16 protein-coding genes are annotated in these 21,931 nt (G+C 46.9%); 13 read left to right on the top strand and 3 right to left on the bottom strand.

The window, feature by feature from the left end; translation table 11 throughout:
• The first annotated feature begins 12 nt into the window (after positions 1-12).
• The 7 genes from BLCOC_RS26675 to BLCOC_RS26645 all read left to right on the top strand — a co-directional run bounded on the left by BLCOC_RS26675 (position 13) and on the right by BLCOC_RS26645 (position 9,908).
• Positions 13-1,095 carry a glycoside hydrolase family 172 protein gene (locus BLCOC_RS26675; RefSeq protein WP_115623902.1) on the top strand — a complete coding sequence of 361 codons (1,083 nt, stop codon included), beginning with the start codon at positions 13-15 and terminating at the stop codon, positions 1,093-1,095.
• Positions 1,096-1,279: 184 nt separating this feature from the next.
• A complete protein-coding gene (locus BLCOC_RS26670) occupies positions 1,280-1,657 on the top strand; it encodes a GntR family transcriptional regulator (protein WP_029471572.1) in 378 nt (125 codons plus the stop codon).
• Positions 1,654-2,535, top strand: coding sequence for an ABC transporter ATP-binding protein (locus tag BLCOC_RS26665; protein WP_029471571.1), 882 nt, complete (start codon positions 1,654-1,656; stop codon positions 2,533-2,535). Before BLCOC_RS26670 ends, BLCOC_RS26665 begins: the two co-directional genes overlap by 4 nt.
• A 2-nt stretch (positions 2,536-2,537) precedes the next feature.
• Positions 2,538-3,203, top strand: a complete 666-nt coding sequence (locus BLCOC_RS26660) for a hypothetical protein (protein WP_029471570.1) — start codon at positions 2,538-2,540, stop codon at positions 3,201-3,203.
• A gap of 12 nt (positions 3,204-3,215) precedes the next feature.
• A complete protein-coding gene (locus BLCOC_RS26655; RefSeq protein WP_115623901.1) occupies positions 3,216-3,926 on the top strand; it encodes a hypothetical protein in 711 nt (236 codons plus the stop codon).
• Between the two features lie 367 nt (positions 3,927-4,293).
• Positions 4,294-7,410 (top strand): isoleucine--tRNA ligase, encoded by a 3,117-nt coding sequence (ileS, locus tag BLCOC_RS26650; protein WP_115623900.1) that lies wholly within the window; start codon positions 4,294-4,296, stop codon positions 7,408-7,410.
• A 38-nt stretch (positions 7,411-7,448) separates the two neighbouring features.
• Entirely contained in the window at positions 7,449-9,908 is a 2,460-nt protein-coding gene (locus BLCOC_RS26645) for a glycogen/starch/alpha-glucan phosphorylase (protein ID WP_115623899.1), read from the top strand.
• 86 nt (positions 9,909-9,994) lie between these two features.
• Here BLCOC_RS26645 and BLCOC_RS26640 read toward each other — a convergent pair whose 3' ends face one another.
• Positions 9,995-10,861: a LysR family transcriptional regulator gene (locus BLCOC_RS26640; protein ID WP_115623898.1), complete on the bottom strand. Its 867-nt coding sequence runs from the start codon at positions 10,859-10,861 to the stop codon at positions 9,995-9,997.
• Between the two features lie 166 nt (positions 10,862-11,027).
• Here BLCOC_RS26640 and BLCOC_RS26635 point away from each other — a divergent pair, with 166 nt between their 5' ends.
• The 5 genes from BLCOC_RS26635 to rsmA all read left to right on the top strand — a co-directional run bounded on the left by BLCOC_RS26635 (position 11,028) and on the right by rsmA (position 18,815).
• On the top strand, positions 11,028-12,446 hold the full coding sequence (locus tag BLCOC_RS26635; RefSeq protein ID WP_115623897.1) for a YfcC family protein: 1,419 nt from the start codon (positions 11,028-11,030) through the stop codon (positions 12,444-12,446).
• A gap of 14 nt (positions 12,447-12,460) precedes the next feature.
• Positions 12,461-13,912, top strand: coding sequence for a beta-Ala-His dipeptidase (gene pepD / locus BLCOC_RS26630; RefSeq protein ID WP_115623896.1), 1,452 nt, complete (start codon positions 12,461-12,463; stop codon positions 13,910-13,912).
• Positions 13,913-13,990: 78 nt separating this feature from the next.
• The gene (locus tag BLCOC_RS26625) at positions 13,991-14,899 is read left to right on the top strand and encodes an AEC family transporter (RefSeq protein ID WP_226826390.1); all 909 of its coding nucleotides are present in this window, start codon (positions 13,991-13,993) and stop codon (positions 14,897-14,899) included.
• Positions 14,900-15,016: 117 nt separating this feature from the next.
• Positions 15,017-17,863 carry a tetratricopeptide repeat protein gene (locus BLCOC_RS26620; protein WP_322255257.1) on the top strand — a complete coding sequence of 949 codons (2,847 nt, stop codon included), beginning with the start codon at positions 15,017-15,019 and terminating at the stop codon, positions 17,861-17,863.
• Positions 17,864-17,924: 61 nt separating this feature from the next.
• Positions 17,925-18,815 (top strand): 16S rRNA (adenine(1518)-N(6)/adenine(1519)-N(6))-dimethyltransferase RsmA, encoded by an 891-nt coding sequence (gene rsmA / locus BLCOC_RS26615; protein ID WP_115623893.1) that lies wholly within the window; start codon positions 17,925-17,927, stop codon positions 18,813-18,815.
• 4 nt (positions 18,816-18,819) lie between these two features.
• Here the strand turns inward: rsmA and BLCOC_RS26610 are convergent, their stop codons facing one another.
• The gene (locus BLCOC_RS26610) at positions 18,820-19,485 is read right to left on the bottom strand and encodes an HDIG domain-containing metalloprotein (RefSeq protein ID WP_029471559.1); all 666 of its coding nucleotides are present in this window, start codon (positions 19,483-19,485) and stop codon (positions 18,820-18,822) included.
• Entirely contained in the window at positions 19,478-20,866 is a 1,389-nt protein-coding gene (locus BLCOC_RS26605) for a PhoH family protein (RefSeq protein WP_115623892.1), read from the bottom strand. The genes BLCOC_RS26610 and BLCOC_RS26605 overlap by 8 nt, the downstream gene beginning before the upstream one ends.
• Positions 20,867-21,156: 290 nt before the next feature.
• Here BLCOC_RS26605 and BLCOC_RS26600 point away from each other — a divergent pair, with 290 nt between their 5' ends.
• Complete coding sequence (locus BLCOC_RS26600) at positions 21,157-21,927, top strand: ABC transporter ATP-binding protein (RefSeq protein WP_029471557.1); 771 nt, start codon at positions 21,157-21,159, stop codon at positions 21,925-21,927.
• Positions 21,928-21,931: the final 4 nt, after the last annotated feature.

The following is a 21,931-nucleotide window of genomic DNA, read 5'->3' as shown; positions in this document are numbered from 1 at the left end:
GGAGGCACATGGATGTTTGATGGATTACAGATGAATATGGGGAATCTTTCGCGTCTTTCAGATGCAAAAACACGCTCTGTCAGTCCGGAAAATTTTACAGGGGAAAAAGGAAAGGGGGGCATGTGCCCCCTGGAGGAAGGAACGGCAAAGGAGGCAGCCAGGGATCTGGGGACAGGATGGAAAGTAAATCCTTATATTGTCATACCGGGCGAATCTATTTTTACAATTGCTGACATAGAAGGGCCTGGTGCTATACAGCATATCTGGATGACTCCCGTGGGAAAGTGGAGGAACACCATCATCCGTATATATTGGGATGACAATCCCTATCCCTCCGTGGAATGTCCGGCCGGTGATTTTTTCTGCTGCGGATGGCAGGAATATTATCAGATTTCCGCACTTGCGGTCTGTGTAAATCCGGGCAGCGGGCTGAATTGTTATTGGAGCATGCCGTTTAGGAAAAAATGCAGGATAACACTGGAAAACAGAGATGAGAAGCCGGTGACAATATACTATCAGATAGACTATATTTTGTCAGAAGTACCTCAGGACTGTGCTTATTTTCATGCCCAGTTCAGAAGGGTAAATCCGCTCCCTTACAAAACGGACTATGTAATCCTCGATGGCGTTGAGGGGAAAGGACAGTATGTGGGAACATATCTGGCGTGGGGAGTAAATAATAACCTGTGGTGGGGAGAGGGAGAGATAAAGTTCTTTTTGGATGGGGATGAACAATATCCCACTATATGCGGAACGGGGACAGAAGATTATTTCTGTGGTTCTTATGATTTTGAAGATCCTGTATCACACAGCCGGTATCTACCTTTTTCTACACCATATACCGGTTTGCAGGTGGTTCATACAGATGAACTGTATCAGTCACAGAGAAGGTTTGGCATGTACCGTTTTCATATCCTGGATCCCATTCGGTTTGAGACAGACCTGAGGGTCACGATCCAGGCACTGGGATGGAGAGAAGGCAGACGTTACCTGCCGCTGCAGGACGATATCGCATCAGTAGCCTTTTGGTACCAAACAATGCCCGGGAAGGAGTTTCCGAAACTTCCCCATAAAGATTATCTGGAAATTATATAAAAAACGTGAGAGAACCCTCCGGGCGGGAATTCCCGGAGGGTTCTCTTTGGCGTGTGGCTGCTTTTCCTGAAATATGATAAAACATATTGACAAAACAGCATTTTGGTGTTATGGTTAATTACACAAGTAATTAACCATATAACTAAAGGAGCTATAGATATTTTGCAGAGAGGGAGTGAGATGTTTGCAGGAACTACTGAATCAGGAAAAGTCCATTTATTTACAGATCAAAGAAATGATAGAAAATGATATCATCCGGGATATTCTGCTGGAGGAAGAGCGGGTGCCGAGTACCAATGAACTGGCAAAGCTGTATGCCATCAACCCGGCAACAGCCGCAAAGGGTGTGAATCTGCTGGTAGACGAGGGTATCTTGTATAAGAAAAGGGGGATTGGAATGTTTGTGGCAGCGGGAGCAAGGCAAGTGATCGTGAGGAAGAGAAAAGAGAGATTTTTTGATGATTATATTAGGAGTCTGCTGACAGAAGCAGCCAGTCTTGGGATCACAAAAGAAGAATTGATAGACATGATAGCAACCGGAAAAGGGGAGGAAGTAAAATGAGTGAGATGGTATTAAAATGTGAGAATCTGGTAAAACAGTATAAGGATAAAAGGGCACTGGACAACGTAAGCCTTACACTGGAAAGAGGAAAGATATATGGCCTGATCGGAAGAAACGGCGCAGGCAAGACAACGCTTCTGTCCATTTTGACGGCACAGAACCCGGCTACACACGGAACCGTAACACTGGGCGGACAGCCGGTATGGGAAAATGAAGCGTCACTATCCCATCTCTGTTTTTCAAGGGAGATCAATGCAAATGTAAACGCAAGTGGAGTGGGAGGGCTGAAAATAAAGGATTATCTTAAAATGGCAGAGACTTATTTGCCTCATTGGGATAAAGAAATGGCAGACCATCTTCTTGATATTTTCCACCTGGACAGGAAAAAGAGGATTTCAAAACTGTCAAAGGGAATGACTTCCATGGTTACCATAATCGTAGCACTTGCCAGCAAAGCGGATTTTACACTGCTGGATGAACCGGTTGCAGGGCTTGACGTAGTGGCGAGAGAACAGTTCTACAGGATCCTGCTGGAGGAATATACGGAGACAGGGCGCACCTTTGTTATATCCACACATATTATTGAGGAGGCAGCAGACCTTTTTGAAGAAGTCATCATTCTGCATGACGGCAAAATGATGCTGAAGGAGAACACCCAGGAACTTCTGGAGAGCTGTGTACATGTGAGCGGCAGAGAGGAAGATGTTGACGCGGCAACAGAGGGATTGACAAAATATAGGGAAGAAACGATTGGAAGGAGCAAAAGTGTCACCGTAAAGCTGGAGCCGGGACAGAGAGTTGAGGGTTCAGACAACATCAGTGTTCAGCCCATGAATCTCCAGAAGATATTTGTGTCCATGTGCGGCGGGGAGGTATGAAGATGAAGAAATGGAGAATGTTCATAGAATGGGCATTACAGACCATAGGTATGTCTGTTATCATGGTTCTGGGTATCACGGTGATAACCGGAGGGCAGATTTGGATGGGATTCTCATCAGCCTCCGGAGCGCGTATGATTTCAGACCTTCCTTTCAAAATGATATTTATCACTACTTTTGTGGCATCCGTCACATCAGCCAGCGTCTATTCAAGTTATGTGCCGGCGGGTATGTGCCTGAACTGCAGGAGGAAAGATGCCTTAATGGGAATGCAGATCATGAAGCTGGTGGCTGCGGTACTGATGGCTGCGATCACCATGTTATTGTCGGTCGCGGGAGACTTGCAGTCCGCCAAAGGAAATATGGTTCAGATATTGGAGCTGGCGGGGATCGGCTTCTGTGCTTTGATCCTTGTGGTGTCAGTGGGGGAGATCGTTGGGCTTATCTATCTTCGGTTCCAAAAGATAGGTTTGCTGATCATGGTTATATTTTTTGCGGCGGGAGGCGGCGTATTGGGTGCCCTCATTGCCATGAATCTTAAGGGGGGCATTTCCCTTGATTTTAGATTTGCCAATGTGCTTTTATATACGGCTGCTGCGGCAGCAGTGGTATGGATTCTGGATATTATTATTTCAAGACGCCTGCTGGCAGGACTTGAGGCGCGTTAGAGGAGGAGAGCTATGTGGAGATCAATAAAGGATCAGGCCAAATTAGAGGTTTGCGACATGGGCATTTATCTGGCTGTTGAGGCGGGATTATGCGCTCTGGGCATTGTGGTCATGGTCTTTGTGCATATGTTCAGCAATGAGGCAAGTTATTTTCCTATCGGCAGTATGATCGCGGCTCTGGCGGTGCTGTGCCTGATATTGTTTGGAGGGATATTTAGTCTGGGCATGGGATTCGATGTGGCAGTCAGCATGGGCAGGACAAGAAAACTTTATCTGCCGTCTGCTTTTATCGTGTATTTTATAATGACGCTGGTGGTTATGACAGGGCTGTTTCTGCTCCTGCGCGTGGAGACGGCAATATATGGGGTGGTACTTCCGGGGAAAATAAAAGATAGTATCCCTATCATGACAGAATTCACAGTGCCGTGGATCTTTGGGGCGTCTGCTGCTATGACGGGATGTACCGCTTTGGGAGCCGCTGTTGTAAGACGGTTTAGGAGAGGAAAGATTGTTTTGTTAGCAGTATGGCTGCTTGCCTGCTGGACACTGCCGGGTGCTACAGACGGCAGGAACGAAAATATCCTGGACCGGATGGGTAATGCATGGGGACAATGGTTTGCCGGTTTCCAGACGTGGGCACAGATCAGTATGCTGGTGGGAGTTGGGGTTATCTTCTGTGTGACCGCGTATCTGCTTTTCAGGAAACAGGCAGTGCAGTGGTAGTGTAGAAGAGAAATGGGATCTTTTGGCCTAAAAGGCAGAAAATCTCTTATATCCCTTGACATTTTCTTCTCTATCTATTTATAATGAAGTTTGACAAAGACGATGATGGAGACAGTATTCTGCATGAGAAAACCACAGCGAGCCGGGGAAGGTGCAAGCCCGGTATGAGTATCAGCAGAAGAATATCACTCCGGAGCTGCTTCCTGAAATAAAAGTAAGGGATGCCGGATTTCCCCCGTTAAAGGGAACGCGTATGATAGTATGTGTAAGAGGTGGTTAAACGATAGCTGAGGCTTTCGTCCTGTTGCAGGGCGGAAGCCTTTTTATTATATATATCCCCCCAAGCACAGAGAAAGGAGAATAAGACATGTATCAGAAAGTCCCCACAAACATGAATTTTGTGGAAAGAGAAAAAAACATCGAGAAATTTTGGGAAGACAATGAAATTTTTAAAAAGAGCATGGAACACAGAAAAGAAGGTGAGACGTACACTTTCTATGACGGCCCGCCCACAGCCAATGGCAAGCCCCATATCGGCCATGTTCTGACACGTGTTATAAAAGATATGATCCCGAGATACCGCACCATGAAAGGCTGCATGGTACCGAGGAAAGCAGGATGGGATACCCATGGCCTCCCGGTAGAACTGGAAGTAGAGAAAATGCTGGGTCTGGACGGCAAGGAGCAGATTGAAGAGTACGGCTTGGAGCCATTCATCAACCACTGCAAAGAGTCTGTCTGGAAATACAAAGGAATGTGGGAGGACTTCTCAGGAACCGTAGGTTTCTGGGCAGATATGGATAATCCGTATGTGACCTACCACGATGATTTTATCGAGTCTGAATGGTGGGCTTTGAAGCAGATCTGGGACAAAGGCCTTTTATATAAAGGATACAAAATTGTTCCCTACTGCCCGCGCTGCGGAACCCCGCTCTCCAGTCATGAGGTGGCACAGGGATACAAAGACGTAAAAGAACGCTCTGCCATTGCCCGTTTCAAAGTAAAGGGTGAGGACGCCTATATTCTGGCATGGACCACAACACCCTGGACACTTCCGTCCAATGTGGCACTGTGTGTGAATCCCAACGAAACTTATGTAAAAGTGAAATCCGGTGAGTACACCTATTATATGGCAGAGGCACTGCTTGATAAGGTTCTGGGTGAGGGAAATTATGAGATCCTGGAGCACTATACAGGAAAAGAGCTGGAGTACAAAGAGTATGAGCCTCTCTTCCCATTCGTAGAGCTGAAAAAGAAAGCTTACTATGTAACATGCGATACGTATGTAACGCTGACAGACGGTACCGGTGTGGTTCATATTGCGCCTGCTTTCGGTGAAGACGACAGCAAGGTGGGAAGGGCATATGACCTGCCGTTTTTACAGTTAGTAGATGAAAAAGGTGAGATGACAAAAGAGACCCCATGGGCTGGCACCTTCTGCAAAAAAGCAGACAAGGAAGTGCTGGTCGATCTGGAAAAACGCGGTCTGCTTTTTGACGCGCCTGTATTTGAACACAGCTATCCGCACTGCTGGAGATGTGACACTCCGCTTATTTATTATGCAAGAGAGTCCTGGTTTATCAAGATGACAGCCGTGAAAGAGGACTTGATCCGCAACAACAACACCATCAACTGGATCCCGGAGAGCATCGGCAAGGGCCGTTTTGGTGACTGGCTGGAGAATGTACAGGACTGGGGTATCAGCCGTAACCGCTACTGGGGAACCCCGCTGAATGTATGGGAATGTGAATGCGGACATATGCACTCCATCGGAAGCAAGGAAGAGTTAAAGGAAATGTCCCATAACTGCCCGGATGACATTGAACTGCACAGACCGTATATTGACAATGTGACCATCCGCTGCCCGAAATGCGGTAAAGAGATGCACCGTGTGCCTGAGGTGATCGACTGCTGGTTTGACTCCGGTTCCATGCCGTTTGCACAGCATCACTATCCGTTTGAAAATAAAGACCTGTTTGAGCAGCAGTTCCCGGCAGATTTCATCTCCGAGGCTGTGGACCAGACAAGAGGATGGTTCTACTCTCTGTTAGCTATTTCTACCCTGATCTTTAACAAGGCCCCGTTTAAGAATGTAATTGTTCTGGGCCATGTGCAGGACGAGAACGGACAGAAGATGAGCAAATCAAAGGGCAATGCCGTAGACCCGTTTGAGGCTCTGGATACTTACGGAGCTGATGCGATCCGCTGGTATTTCTATGTAAACAGCGCACCCTGGCTGCCAAACCGTTTCCACGGAAAGGCTGTGCAGGAGGGACAGCGTAAATTTATGGGTACCCTTTGGAATACCTATGCATTTTTCGTGCTGTATGCAAATATAGATAACTTTGACGCTACAAAATACAAACTGGAATACGACAAGCTTCCTGTTATGGATAAATGGCTGTTGTCCAGGCTCAATACCCTGGTGAAAACCGTGGATGACAACCTGGCAAACTACCGCATCCCTGAGACCGCTCGTGCACTGCAGGATTTTGTGGATGATATGAGTAACTGGTATGTGAGAAGAAGCCGTGAGCGTTTCTGGGCAAAAGGTATGGAGCAGGATAAGATCAATGCTTATATGACCCTGTATACAGCCCTTGTGACTGTTGCAAAAGCGGCAGCGCCTATGATTCCGTTCATGACAGAGGACATCTATCAGAACCTTGTGAGGAGCATCGACAAGGATGCGCCGGAGAGTATCCATCTGTGTGACTTCCCGGAATCCAATGATGCTTGGATCGACACGGAACTGGAAGAGAACATGGAAGACCTGCTGAAAGTGGTGGTAATGGGCCGTGCGTGCAGAAATGCAGCAAATATCAAGAACCGTCAGCCGATTGGCAAGATGTTCGTGAAGGCGCCCTTCCAGCTCTCTGACTTTTATAAAGAGATCATCGAGGATGAGCTGAATGTGAAGAAAATGAGCTTCACGGACGATGTGAGGGATTTCACATCCTACAGCTTCAAGCCTCAGTTAAAGACCGTGGGACCAAAATACGGCAAACATCTGAACAGCATAAGGACTGCCCTGTCATCTATTGACGGCAATGCGGCCATGGATGAGCTGAAAGCCGGCGGTGAGCTGAAACTTGACATTGACGGCCAGGAAATAGTATTATTAGAAAGTGACTTACTTATTGACACTGCACAGATGGAAGGATATGTTTCCGAATCAGACAATGACATCACGGTTGTACTCGATACAAACCTGACTCCGGAATTAATTGAAGAGGGCTTTGTGAGAGAGATCATCAGCAAAGTCCAGACCATGCGTAAAGAGGCTGGTTTCGAGGTAATGGATAAGATCAGGATCTCCCTTATCGGAAACCAGGTGATCGAGGGCATCTTCCGCGCTCACGAGGCAGACATCAAGGCAGAAGTTCTGGCAGAAGACGTCAATTATAATGAAGTAAGCGGCTATACAAAGGATTGGAAGATCAATTCTGAAAGCGTGACATTAGGTGTGGAGAAGATTTCATAAGAAATCTTCCCGGCCGGTCAGTTCCGGAGGAGGAGAAAATGTTAGATAATCATTTCAAAAAAGAAGAATTTAAGAAAAGCGTCAAAGAAAATGTAAAGATGCTTTACAGAAAGACCATAGAGGAGGCAAGCCAGGAGCAGATTTTCCAGGCAGTGTCCCTTGCGGTAAAGGACGTTATCATTGACAACTGGTTATTGACACAAAAGCAGTATGAGAAGGATGACCCGAAGATCGTATATTATCTGTCCATGGAGTTTCTTATGGGCCGTGCACTGGGCAACAACCTGATCAATCTGTGCGCATACAATGAAGTGAAAGAGGCACTGGAGGAATTGGGCTTTGACTTAAATGTGATCGAAGACCAGGAGCCGGACCCGGCTCTCGGAAACGGCGGTCTGGGAAGACTGGCGGCTTGTTTCCTGGATTCCCTGGCAACTCTCGGCTACTGTGCTTACGGCTGCGGTATCCGTTACCACTATGGTCTGTTCAAACAGAAGATTGAGAACGGATTCCAGGTGGAAGTGCCGGATAACTGGCTGAAAGACGGTTATCCATTCGAGCTTCGCCGTCCGGAATATGCCAAAGAAGTAAAATTCGGAGGCTATGTAAAGGTAGAATATGACCCTGCCACAGGCAGAAACAATTTCGTACAGGAAGGTTACCAGTCTGTGCTGGCTATCCCATACGATATGCCTATCGTAGGTTACAACAACAAGATCGTCAACACCCTGAGAATCTGGGACGCACAGGCTATCAGCGAATTCCAGCTTGACCTGTTCGACAAAGGTGACTACAGAAAAGCGGTTGAGCAGGAAAACCTTGCAAAGAATATCTGCGATGTGCTCTATCCCAATGACAATCACTATGCAGGTAAGGAACTGCGTCTGAAACAGCAGTATTTCTTCATCTCCGCAAGTATCCAGGCTGCCATTGAGAAATTCAAAAAATCTCACAGCGACCTGCATGACCTGCCGAAGAAAGTGACCTTCCAGTTAAATGATACACATCCGACCATGACAGTTGCGGAGCTTATGCGTATCCTTCTGGACGAGGAAGGCATGACCTGGGAGGAGGCATGGGAGATCACAACCCATACCTGCGCTTACACAAACCATACCATTATGGCAGAAGCACTGGAAAAATGGCCGATTGAGCTGTTCTCCAAGCTGCTTCCCCGTATCTACCAGATCATTGAGGAGATCAACCGCAGATTCATCCAGGAGATCAACAATAAATATCCGGGCAACCAGGAGAAAGTCCGCAAAATGGCCATCATCTATGACGGCCAGGTTAAGATGGCTCATCTGGCCATTGCAGGCGGCTATTCTGTAAACGGTGTTGCAAGGCTGCATACGGAAATCCTGAAAAAACAGGAACTGAAGGATTTCTACGAGATGTATCCTGACAAATTCAACAACAAGACGAACGGTATCACACAGAGACGTTTCCTGCTTCACGGCAACCCTCTGCTGGCAGACTGGGTGACAGACCATATCGGAGACGGATGGGTGACAGACCTGGCACAGCTCTCCAAGCTGAAGGTTTATGCGGATGACAAGAAGGCACAGCAGGAGTTCATGAATATCAAATATCAGAACAAGGTGCGCCTTGCAAAATACATTCTGGAGCACAACGGCATTGAGGTAGACCCGCGTTCTATCTTCGATGTACAGGTTAAGCGTCTGCACGAGTACAAACGTCAGCTCATGAACATTCTGCATGTTATGTATCTGTATAACCAGATCAAAGAACATCCGGAAATGGACTTCTATCCGAGAACCTTTATTTTCGGTGCAAAAGCCGCAGCAGGATATGTGCGCGCGAAGCTGACCATTAAGCTCATCAACGCAGTTGCGGACGTGGTGAACAACGACAGATCCATCAACGGAAAGCTGAAAGTTGTATTTATTGAGAATTACCGTGTATCCAATGCAGAGATGATTTTTGCTGCCGCCGATGTTTCCGAGCAGATTTCCACCGCCAGCAAAGAGGCATCAGGAACCGGAAACATGAAGTTCATGCTGAACGGTGCAGTTACCATCGGCACCATGGACGGCGCCAATGTGGAGATCGTGGAAGAAGTGGGCCAGGAAAATGCGTTTATCTTCGGTCTGTCTTCCGACGAAGTTATCAATTATGAGAATAACGGCGGATATAACCCCATGCAGTATTTTAACAATGACCCGGATATCCGCAACGTACTCATGCAGCTCATCAACGGAACCTACTCCAACGGAGATTTTGAGCTGTTCCGTGATATCTATGATTCCCTGCTCAACACCAAGAGCAGCGACAGAGCAGATACTTACTTTATTCTGGCTGACTTTAAGGCTTATGCGGAAGCACAGAAGCGTGTGGAAGAGGCTTATAAGGATGAAGCGGGATGGGCTAAGAAGGCACTGCTGAACACAGCATGCTCTGGTAAGTTCACATCTGACAGGACCATTCAGCAGTATGTGGATGAGATTTGGCATCTGGATAAGGTTACAATTGAATAATAGACCTGCATAGATCTTTTTCTGTTAAACTGTGTAGGTGTCGCTGCGTCCCGGTAAATTTTCCGGGACGCAGTTTTTTTGTCCTTTTACTGCAGACTTATGAAATATTCAAGAAAAGCTTTAGCCGATTTGTTCAGGTGATGGTTGGGAAGCCAGAGGGCAACGGCATTGGTGGTGAGTACCGGTTCATGGATGGTCTTGTAGATGACTTTCTGGTTCGACATTTTAATAGCACTGGCAGGGAGAATAGAAACGCCAAGACCGATCTCAGAGAGGAGCAGGGCAGTAAAAGAGCGCTCACTGACACTGATGATTCTGGGTGATACCTTATGGACGGCAAATACGTCATTTAGGAGAGCCTCATATCTTCGGTAAACGATAAGATTCTTGGATTCCAGCTCTTCAATTGTACAGAAATCATCATCTGACCAGTTGTTTTCCTCATTCATGGCAGCAATCATAGGTTCCGGAGGCTTTTCCAATACGCAGTAACCGCTAGTGTCTATTGGAGAACGGACAATGCCGATATCCACCAGTTCCTTCTGTAAAATATCCATGACATACTGTGTGCTGCCCTCAAAAAATTTGTAGTTGATCTTGGGGTATTTTTTATGGAATTCCCCCAGTTTGTGATTCATTACCATTGGAATCGAAGTGGGGGTTATGCCAATCATGATGGTCCCCTGATATCCGGCAGCATAATCCTGTACTTCTTGTTGGATGGAGCTGCTCAGATCCACAATCTGTCTCGCCCTTTCCAGAAATATTTTACCTATCTCTGTGAGCTGTATCTGCCGTGAATTGCGGTTAAATAGGACAACTCCCAGTTCTGCCTCCAGTTTCTTTAGCTGCTGGCTCAGGGGAGGCTGGCAGATATGCAGCCGTTTGGCAGCGGCGGTTATATTTTTCTCCTCCGCTATCGCGATAAAATACTCTAACTGTTTTAAATCCATTATACGCCCACACCCTCCTATACATTTTGCATATGTATTTCATATGAACTAGATATTTTACATATAATATGCCTAATGCTATAATACATTTATATTGAAAAAATGTCAAAATATATTAAAAAAGGAAAAAGAAAAGAAGGTATTTCGTCAGAAAAGGAGGTTTCTAATGATGGAAGAAAAAAAAGAGGGCAGGATAACAAAATTTTTCTCAAATCTTCACCCATTAACCCTATTATTTGTGCTTGTGATCGTTGTGGCAGTTTTGACATTTTTTATACCGGCAGGTACTTATGACAGGGTTAATGATGAAGCGTCGGGCAAGACAATTGTGGTACCGGGAACTTTTCACAGGGTAGAACAGAACCCGGCAACGCCAATAACAATTTTACTCTCCTTTGACAAGGGGATACAGAAAGCAGCACCTATCATCTCTTTTTTGCTGCTTATAGGGGGCGCACTGGGGATCATCGCATCAACGGGGGCTATTGAGTCCGCATTAGGACAACTGGTAAAAAAGTTTAGGAGTGACAGGAGCCGGGGTATTATCATCGGAGGGGTTATGTTTTTCTTCCTGTTTTGTTCCTCCACATTTGGAATGGGACAGGAGATGATGGCTTTTGCACCCTTTATCATTGTACTTATGGTATCCCTTGGATTTGACACGATCACAGCCATAGGGTCCATGATCCTGGGATATGCCATTGGGTACGGTTCCGGTTTTTTGAATCCCTTTAACCTGGCGGTGGCTCAGGGAATCGCAGGACTTCCCTACCCGTCAGGAATGGGGTATCGTATTGTCCTCAGTCTGATCTTGTATGTTGCGGCACTTGTGTATCTGCTCCGCTACGCAAAGCGTGTACATAAATCACCGGAGTTAAGCTACAGCCCTGTAGTCCCGGAGGAGTTTAAGACAGAGGTGCAGACAGAAGTGAAAATGACAGGGGGACAGATAAGGGTTTGGGTGGTCTTTTTCCTTGGTATTATTTTTCTTATATGGGGAACCATTACTCAGGGATTTTACCTTTCAGAATGTGCGACTATCTTTCTTGTGATAGGGCTGCTGGCAGGGCTGGTAAACGGGTATGGACTTAACCGGATTTTCAAAGAGTTCAGCAAGGGCGCAAAAGATATGGCAGTACCGTGCCTCATCATCGGTTTTGCCCTGGCGATCAATCAGATTCTGGATACGTCTTCTGTACTGGACAGTATCGTATATTATCTGTCGGTTCCTTTAACCCATCTGCCGCCTATGGTGTCTGCGGGAGGAATGGTGATCGTTCAGACGCTGATCAACTTCTTCATTAACTCGGGTTCTACGCAGGCGGCTGTGACTATGCCCATTATGTCTCCGCTGGCACAGATACTGGGTGTGAATCAGCAGGTGGCAGTGTTGGCCTTCCAGTTAGGCGACGGACTTTCCAATATGGCATGGGTTACTTGCGGCACTCTGATGATCGGACTCGGAATAGCCAATATAAACTATCTGCAGTGGACGAAGTTTATCATTAAAATATTTGGAATTATGATTCTGATAGCTGTTGCAGCCGTTATGTTTGCGCAGTTTATAAATCTGGGACCATTTTAAGGAGAAGAGGACGTATGGATAAAACAGAAGAATTGATGCAGAATCGTACATTAAATTATTTCAGCAGACTGTGCCAAATCCCCAGGGAGAGCCATAACGAGAAGGCGGTCAGTGACTTTATAGCCGACTGGGCAGTTAGTCTGGGGCTTGAAGTAAAGCAGGATGAATTCTTAAATGTTTACATCAAAAAACCGGGTACAGCGGGCAGAGAGGGTGAAGAGCCTATTTTGTTCCAGGCTCATCTGGATATGGTATGTGAAAAGGAATCGGATTCTTCTCATGATTTCAAAACGGATCCGATCAAATGGAGGATTGACGGTGATTGGATCTTGTCAGCCGATCATACGAGCCTGGGGGCCGACTGTGGGATCGGTGTGGCACACATCATGGAGATATTGTCTTCAAGAGATATATCCCATCCGCCTATAGAAGTTCTGCTTACCACCAGGGAAGAGACGGATATGATGGGCGCAAAGGGATTTGATATCAGTTTCTTCTCGGCGAAAAGGATGATAAATCTTGACATCAGTCCGGATAACCGTATGCTGGCAGGCTCCTGCGGGGGGATTGCCATTGAGATGAGGATTCCGGTGTCATACGGATCCGGTGAGACCCAGGGATGGACTCCCTATCAGATGAAAGTAAAAGGGCTGACAGGAGGCCATTCCGGAGCAGATATCCATAAAGGAAGGGAGAATGCCATACAGATCATGGCAAGGCTTCTGGTGTCTTTATCGGAAAGTATGGAGATACGTCTTGCCTCTCTTTCAGGTGGAAATTCAAGGCTGGCGATCCCTTCAGAATCCGACGCGGTGATATACGTTTCGGAAAATTGTGAGATAGGGCAGAAAACACATGAGTTTTACATGAATATGCTGGAGGAATGCGCGCCGGAGGATTCGGAACTTGAGATTACGGCTTGTGAATGCCCTCAGTTTGACCAGCCGCCCTTTTCTGCTGAGACCAAAGCAAAAATTTTATCTGCGTGCCTGCTGATCCCAAACGGTATTCAGCAGATGAGCAGCACAAAGCCGGGTTGCGTGGAGAGTTCTTCCAATCTGGGGGTAGTACATCACGATGGTGAGGACATGCTCTTTATATCTGAGGCAAGAAGCACCTATGAATCTACCAGGGAACTGCTTGTGGAAAAGCAGAAGGTTCTTGCCGGGATACTGGGAGGAAAAGTTATCACCCACAGTGACTATCCGGCGTGGATATACAGAAAGGATTCGGCCCTTCGTGATATAGTATATCATATTTATGAATCCAGAGAGAATAAGGGTATGGAAGTGGTCACAGTCCACGCGGGCAATGAGCTGGGGATAATTGTATCCAAATTGGGTTTAACGGATGCTGTGGCATTAGGACCTACGAGAGAGTATTTTCATACGCCCAGGGAGTGCCTGAGTATATCTTCGGTTCTTAAATTTGAAAGCTTTCTGCATGAAATCCTGCAGAAATTGTGAGACTGAGAAAGGGAGTTCCCTAAAGCTGGGGACTCCCTTTTTATAAAAGAAAAAGGTAGGAGGAAATGAGTTTTGGAAATGGTTTTGATAATTTCAAGGCAGATTTTAGTTATGTTTATATATATGTTCATAGGATATATTCTCTTTCGCAGAAAGCTGATCACTCTGGAGGGGAGCAGGTCTTTGGCGAATCTTCTGCTGTATGTGATCCTGCCGTGCGCTATTTTAAAATCTTTTAATATGCCAAGGAGCCTTGAAAAAACAGAGGTGCTGTTGGTGTCCTTTGCACTGGGACTGATCGCCCTGGTTCTGGCTATGGCAGTGTCAGCCCTTATTTTTAGAAGGGAACCGTTGAACAATTTTGGGGCTGCATTTTCTAACGCAGGATTTATGGGGATTCCTCTGATTGAAGCGGCTATGGGAACAGAGGCGGTTTTTTACTGCGCCAGCATGATCGCATTGCTGAATGTTCTGCAGTGGACTTACGGACAGGCCGTTATATCAGGAAAGGGACAGGGGCATACATGCAGGAACATTGTAAAAAATCCTCTGCTCATTTCTCTTTTGGCGGGGTTTGCCATATACTTTTTACAGATTCCCGTCCCTTCTGTTGTCAGCAGCAGTATAAATTCCATATCCATGATGAATGCGCCGGCTGCCATGATCATCCTTGGAGTATATCTGGCACAGGTACGGTTTTCTGATATTTTTACAGATGTAAAGCTTTATCTCGTGTCAGGGGTGAGACTGCTGTTGATCCCCATACTGACAGTAATCCCTTTAAGCCTGTTTTATCACAGATACCATGACATATGTCTGGCGCTTGTGATCGCTGCAAGCGCGCCTGTGGGAGCGAATGTAGCCGTATATGCACAGAAACTGGAGAAAAATTATACATATGCGGTTAAGATGGTTTGTCTGAGCACTATCATCAGTATTGTGACACTGCCGGTTCTGGTTTTGGCGGCTGAACAGATATGGAAATGACAGGAGATTGACGGCAGCGGCAATCATTTACTTTGACATCCTTTTTCGTCTATGGTACACTGAAAATAATTATGGAGAAATATACCCTACCGTAATATGTCTGAAGACTACTCAAAATTGAAGAATATACTAACAGAGGTGAAAACAGTGGACAAGAACGAATACCGTGCCAAACTGGACGTGATCAACGATCTGGTTGACAGGCAGGACTATAAGGGGGCTCTGGAGATTGTCGATACCATTGACTGGCGCAGGGTGCGAAGTGCAAGGACACTCTGTATGGTCGGTGAGATTTATGAGGCAAATAAACGCTATGAAGACAGCCGCAAGCTGCTTATACTGGCACATCAGAGGGCACCTATAGGCAAGACAGTAATATACCGGCTGGTGGAACTGGCTATTAAAATGGGAAATTTTGACGAGGCAATAGATTACTTTAATCAATTTGTGGAAATCTCCCCTAATGATAATTCGCGCTACATATTAAAGTACAAGATTTACAGAGGAAGGCGTTCACCCATCCAGGAGCAGATTGCCATTCTGGAAGAATATAAAGGGCGTGAGTACACGGAGCGCTGGTCCTATGAACTGGCAAGGCTGTATGCCAAGGCGGGCATGAAGGATAAATGCGTAGAAGAGTGTGACGACCTGATCCTATGGTTCAGTGAAGGCAAATACGTGATAAAGGCCATGGAGCTGAAAATGAAGTATGCGCCTCTTTCTCCGAGCCAGGAGGAAAAATACAGAAACCGTTTGGTAGAATCTTCACCGGAAAAGGCGGCAGCAGTGGCAGCGGCCACAATAACTGCAGCTACACAGGCAGCGTCAAAGCTTGTCAGCCAGTCTGTGGGCACAGGTGTGCTGGAACAGAATACGGACGAAATGCCGCATATTGAATCTGTTCGTTCAAGGGCAACCGGAAAGGCACCGGAGGAAGTATCTGTATTTTCACCGATTCTGGAGACAACAGGGGTTTTACAGGATAAAATTGCAAAAGGGATACGGGATGTCTTCTCAGGAGGTCCAAGAGAAGAGGAACCGGAAACTGAAGAAACTGCGGATTCTGCAGCGGAGGATACAGAGGATTACAGTATTCAGGATGATACCAAAGATTACGTGGTAAAAGATTTGGAGCCGGACAATCCGGCATCTTTGGGCAGTGTCACACCGGCAGCTAAGGAATCACCGGTTTCCAGAACTGTTGAGGCGCCGAAACCCAAGGCAGTAAAAGCCCAGGAGCCTGTCCGGGAAGTGGATCTGGATGCTATCCTGGCTGAGACAGCAGGTGAGCTGGCACAGGCAGTTGCCAAAGTATCCGAAGGTGTTGCACCGGCGGGAGCGGCAGTGGCGGATACACACTCATTCACAGCACAAAATGCAGATGTGACGCCGGTAACTGAAGCTGAGAAAGCAGAAGAAGCGGCATCTCAGATAGAAGCGGCGGTGTCAGAGAAGGCGGAAGAACCCGTATATCAGACAGAAGCAGCGGCACCGGAGAAGGTGGAAGAACCGGCATATGGGGTAGAAGCGGCAGAGTCAGAGAAAGCGGAAGAACCCGTATATCAGACAGAAGCAGCAGAGCTAAAGAAGACAGAAGAACCGGCATATCAGACAGAAGTACAAGAGCCAGAGAAGACAGAAGAAACGGCATATCAGACAGAAGCAGCAGAGTCAGAAAAGACAGAAGAAACGGCATATCAGACAGAAGCAGCAGAGTCAGAGAAAGCGGAAGAAACGGCATATCAGACAGAAGCAGCAGAGTCAGAGAGAATAGAAGAACCGGCATATCGGGCAGAAGCGGATACTCAAGAGGAAACGGTCTTTGCAGAGGAGGAAATTCCGGGGCAGCCATCCATGGCGGATATCATGGCAGAGGCGGCTGTCACTTCAGAAGCGGACATCCCGGACGGCAGGACCATTGAGATCCCTGTGGAAGAAGTGAGAGCAGGACTGGGGGGAATGACCATAGACCTGCAGAAGGCTCTGGAGTCTGCAGTGATGGAGCCGGAAAGCCCTGCACAGACTGAGGATACGGTGCAGTCCGGAAACGTGGTCCAGTCTGATGCTATGATGCAGTCTGGAGCATCCGTACAGCCTGAGGATTCAGAGAATGAGTTTATCCATACGGTTGCCGAGGATAAGCGTATGCCGGCAGAGGCATCCATGTCTCCTGCGGGGATTGCCACAGAATCTATTCTGCGTCATCATCTTACTCCGGAGGAGCAGAAACGTCTCTTCACGTACTTTGCCCCTATACCGGGTCTCACCCAGCAGATTACGGAGGCTCTTGACATCGCCCAGGAATCTGCGTGCGCAAAAACCTCTAAATCCGGTAATATAGTCATCACAGGACGCGAGGGAGCAGGCAAGACCCGCCTGTCAGAGGGCCTGATAAAAGCTATCTGTAAGGAGCGCCATATGGAAGGCGCCAAGATTGCATATCTGGACGCGCAGAAGATGAATGAGAAAGACCCCGCCTATGTGGTGGACAAGCTTGCAGGGGGATTCCTGGTAGTGGAAAATGCATCGTCTCTGCAGTCAGATGTAATAGAAAAACTGTCAAAGGCAATGGAATTCAGGACAAACCGTCTGACAGTGATTCTGGAAGATTTAAAACCGGGCATTCAGAACCTGGAAAAAATGTATCCTGAATTTATGGAAAAATTTGATTCCCGCGTGGTCATTCCGGTATTCACCAATGACGAGCTGGTATCCTTCGCAAAGACATATTCCAAGGAGATGGGATATAAAATTGATGATATGGCAGTTCTGGCGCTGTATACCCTGATTGGTGATAATCAGGACGAAGATGATCCGGTATCTGTGGGACAGGTAAAAGAGATGATGGACAGCGCGATCAAACGCGCCTCCAGAGGCGGAAGGCGCCCCGGCAAAAAAGTGGCAAAACGCCATTTGGATGAGAGCGGACGTATCATGCTTTACGAAAAAGACTTTGATGTTTAAAATATCCCCGGAAGTGCGTATGCCTTCCGGGGAACATTAAATTATGACGGGAGATGAAAAGATGACAACCCCATACCTGGGAAATCCAAAAGGGACGATTGAAGTCCTGCAAAAATATGATTTTGTCTTTCAGAAGAAATACGGGCAGAACTTTTTGATCGACACCCATGTTCTCGACAAAATAATAGATGCCGCACATATAACGAAGGAGGACTTCGTGCTGGAGATCGGTCCCGGAATCGGAACTATGACGCAGTATCTGGCACAGGCTGCCGGAAAGGTATATGCGGTTGAGATCGACAGGACGCTGATCCCTATTCTTGAGGATACGCTTCAGGATTTTCCGAATGTGACCATATTAAATGAAGATATTCTGAAAGTCGATATCAAAAAACTGGCAGAGGAGCACAACGCAGGAAAGCCCATAAAAGTTGTGGCGAATCTGCCATATTATATTACAACACCGATCATCATGGGATTGTTTGAAAGTGATGTGCCTGTTGCGTCCATCACGGTTATGGTGCAGAAAGAAGTGGCAGACCGTATGCAGGTGGGACCGGGGACAAAAGACTATGGTGCCCTGTCCCTGGCAGTCCAGTATTATGCAGACCCGTATATTGTGGCAAATGTGCCGCCCAACTGTTTTATGCCGAGGCCGAAAGTGGGAAGTGCGGTTATCCGTCTCACACGTCACAAAGAGCCTCCGGTGGATGTTAAAGATGAAAGGCTGATGTTCCGTCTCATCCGCGCGTCCTTTAACCAGAGGCGGAAAACACTGGCCAACGGGCTGAACAACTCCCCTGAACTGTCATTTTCCAAGGAAGTAATACAGCGCGCCATAGAAGCCTGCGGTTTCCAGGCTGGAATCCGGGGCGAGACATTGACGCTGGCAGATTTTGCAAAGCTTGCCAATGTGCTTACAGATACCGGATCTCCCATGGAAGGTACATAAAGACTCAGCAGATTTTATTGCCGTTTGCCATCAGCTTGAATTTCATGCCCAGCATTTCAGATGCACGTTTGCACATGAGCATACGCTGCATAAAAATTTCAAAATAATCCATAATGGAACAGATTTCTTCATCCAGTTCGATATTGAGCTGGATGATTTTTTTATCCATATGGATAAAAAGGGTGGAGGAGATGGCGGCGTAATTGACTCTGTCGTGCTTATCAAAATTTTCCCTTATGGGATTCCGCACTCTGTTGCGGCGCACATCAGTCTTGTCAGCCAGGATGACAGCAGCGGATACTGGGTCAACAGCGCTGCCGGTACCCTCATCATGCTGCCCTATGGCACTTATAATGACAGCAATATCCTTGGGCGGAAGTTTATATTTTTGGAGGATATTCATAGCCATAAGTGCGCCGCTGTGGGCATGGTCGCTGCGGTTAATGCAGTTGCCGATATCGTGGAGCAGACCGGCCACTTTTGCAAGCTCCACCTCATGTTTGCCGTAACCAAGTTTTTTTAGTATTCTTCCCGCCGTCTCCGCAACTTTGACAGCGTGCTGGCAGGAATGTTCCGTAAAGCCCAGAACACCCAGGCTGTGATTGCCCTGTTCCATATAGGCTTTTACTTCCTCCGAGTTTTTCAGTTCCTTATAAATATTTTCATTCATACTTCTTATTCTGCAGCCTTCTGACGGCATCCATAGCCAGGTCAGAGCGTTCGCATTCTTCTGCCGTGAGGGTGATCTGGCAGCAGAGCGGGCTTCCTTTCATATATTCTGATGCGTAACTGAGACCATTGGTCCTCTCATCCAGAAAAGGACGGTCAATTTGGTTGGGGTCCCCCAGCAGGATGATCTTAGTTCCCCTGCCTGCCCGGGTAATAATGCCCTTTATCTGATTCGGCGTCATATTCTGGGCTTCATCTATGATCAGATAGGTGTTCACAAAGGAACGTCCCCTGATAAAATTTAATGCTTCTGCCTGTATTATACCCCTTGCAAAAATCTCTTCAATCTTACCTTGAAGCTCTGCCTCGTTTTTGTATCTCTCCTCCTCATTGGAGTCAATGAGCTGTTCCAGATTGTCGATCACGGGACGCATAAGCGGGGATATTTTCTCCTGCTCATCACCGGGCAGAAAACCGATATCAGAGTCAAACTGTGCGTTTGGCCGGCTGATCAGGACGCGGCGATATTCCCTGGGACTGCACTCCATAACCTTTTCCAGACCTACAGCCAGAGAATAGAAAGTCTTGGCAGTGCCTGCCATTCCTTTGGCAATGACCAGGGGAATCTTGTCAGGCGGCATCATAAGGGCTTCCTGGAGAAAGAACTGCCCTGCGTTTCGCGGCTCTACCCCGTAGGGGTGGCTCTTGCGCCAGGCCAGTGGGATGATCCTGCCCTGGAAGACTCTTCCAAGCTGTGTTTTCTTCACAGACTGGTCAGCTTTCAGCAGAACGAACTGATTCTCCCACAATTCAGGCGGAAAAGGGTTTCCCTGGGCATCTGTCTGGTATACGGTTTCAAGGGGGATTCCCTTCTTTTTAAAATTCTTAAAAACTTCCTCTGGCACAAAGCATTCACATCTTCCGGTATACTGGCTCTCCCTGGATGAGACCTGCTCCTGCAGAAAGTCTTCTGCCTGGATGCCGAGTATCTGTGCTTTCATTCTCAGTAGGATATCCTTAGTGACCAGAACTACCGGAAGGCTTTCCTTCATGAGATGACAGCAGACCTTTAATATCCGGTTATCCATTTTATCGTCAGGAAGACTCTCCGGCAGCTCTACATGGACACAGTTGGCCTCTACCCGGAGTGTTCCGCCGCTTTTCAGGGCAACGCCCTCCAGAAGATTTCCCTGCAGCCTGAGATTCTCCAGGCGCCTGATAGCCTCTCTTGCGTGGGCACCTTTTTCCCCTTCCGCCTTCTTTAATTTATCCAGCTCCTCTAAGACTGCCAGCGGCAGTACCAGCCGGTTATCCTCAAAACAGTCCAGAGCATCCGGTGATTGGATCAGAACATTGGTATCCAGGACAAATATTTTCTTCATATAATAATGTTCCTCCTGTTTTTATTGTTATATTTTACATCTGTATATTTTATATCTGTATGGGCATCGGTTCTATCTGTCCATTGTTAAATCCACAGGTGGGTTTTGTAAAACAGGGAAACCGGGGCATGCTTTACAGGCATTTAACGAAGAGCTTACGAAAACAGGATGGATGAAAATGCGAAAATGCAGTTTAATAGTAACAGTTCAGCCTTCCACTGTCCCGCGAGGTGCTGCCACGCGCCAGACTGCGGTTTTGCTGTACATGAAAGGAAAGGAGAATACATTTCATGTTAGAACTTCAGAATGTAAAAAAATCCTATGACGGAATTACCATTTTACAGAATATCAATCTTTGTATCGAGGAGGGAGAGATCGTCTCTATCCTTGGCCCGTCAGGATGCGGCAAGACAACACTTTTGAACCTTATACTTGGTATTACTGATTTAGATGAAGGAAAAATCATATTCAACGAAAAAGATATCACAAACGTACCCATGGAAGAACGGGGATTTAACATTGTATTTCAGGATTATGCCCTGTTTCCAAATTTAAATGTATATGAAAACATCACATACGGACTCAGAAACAAACCTGACATATCCAGTGAAAAAGAAGTACAGGAATTCATCCGCCTTCTGGGTCTGGAAGAACATCTGGATAAAAAGATAGAACAACTCTCAGGAGGACAGAAGCAGCGTGTGGCACTTGCGAGAACCATGGTGATGAAACCTAAGATCCTTCTGTTGGATGAACCTCTGAGTGCTCTTGACGGGGTTATCAAGGAATCCATCAAGGAGAAGATCAAGGAGATCGCCAGGGAGTTCCACCTGACCACCATCATTGTCACCCACGATCCGGAGGAGGCGCTGACCCTGTCTGACAAAGTGCTGATCGTGAACAAAGGAACCATTTCCCAGTACGGATGTCCGGAGGAGATCATCACGGCCCCGCAGAACCTCTTTGTAAAAGAGTTCATTCTGAATCAGTTGGAAATAAAGAAGAACAATATTTTCATGCTGTTCCGTCAGGATAAGCAGGTGAGCCTGCAGGTGGTGTAGATTT

The sequence above is a fragment of the Blautia coccoides genome (assembly GCF_034355335.1).
GTDB lineage: Bacteria > Bacillota > Clostridia > Lachnospirales > Lachnospiraceae > Blautia > Blautia producta.
Note: the sequence above shows the minus strand (reverse complement) of the source record. Positions and strands in the feature narration are given on the sequence as shown.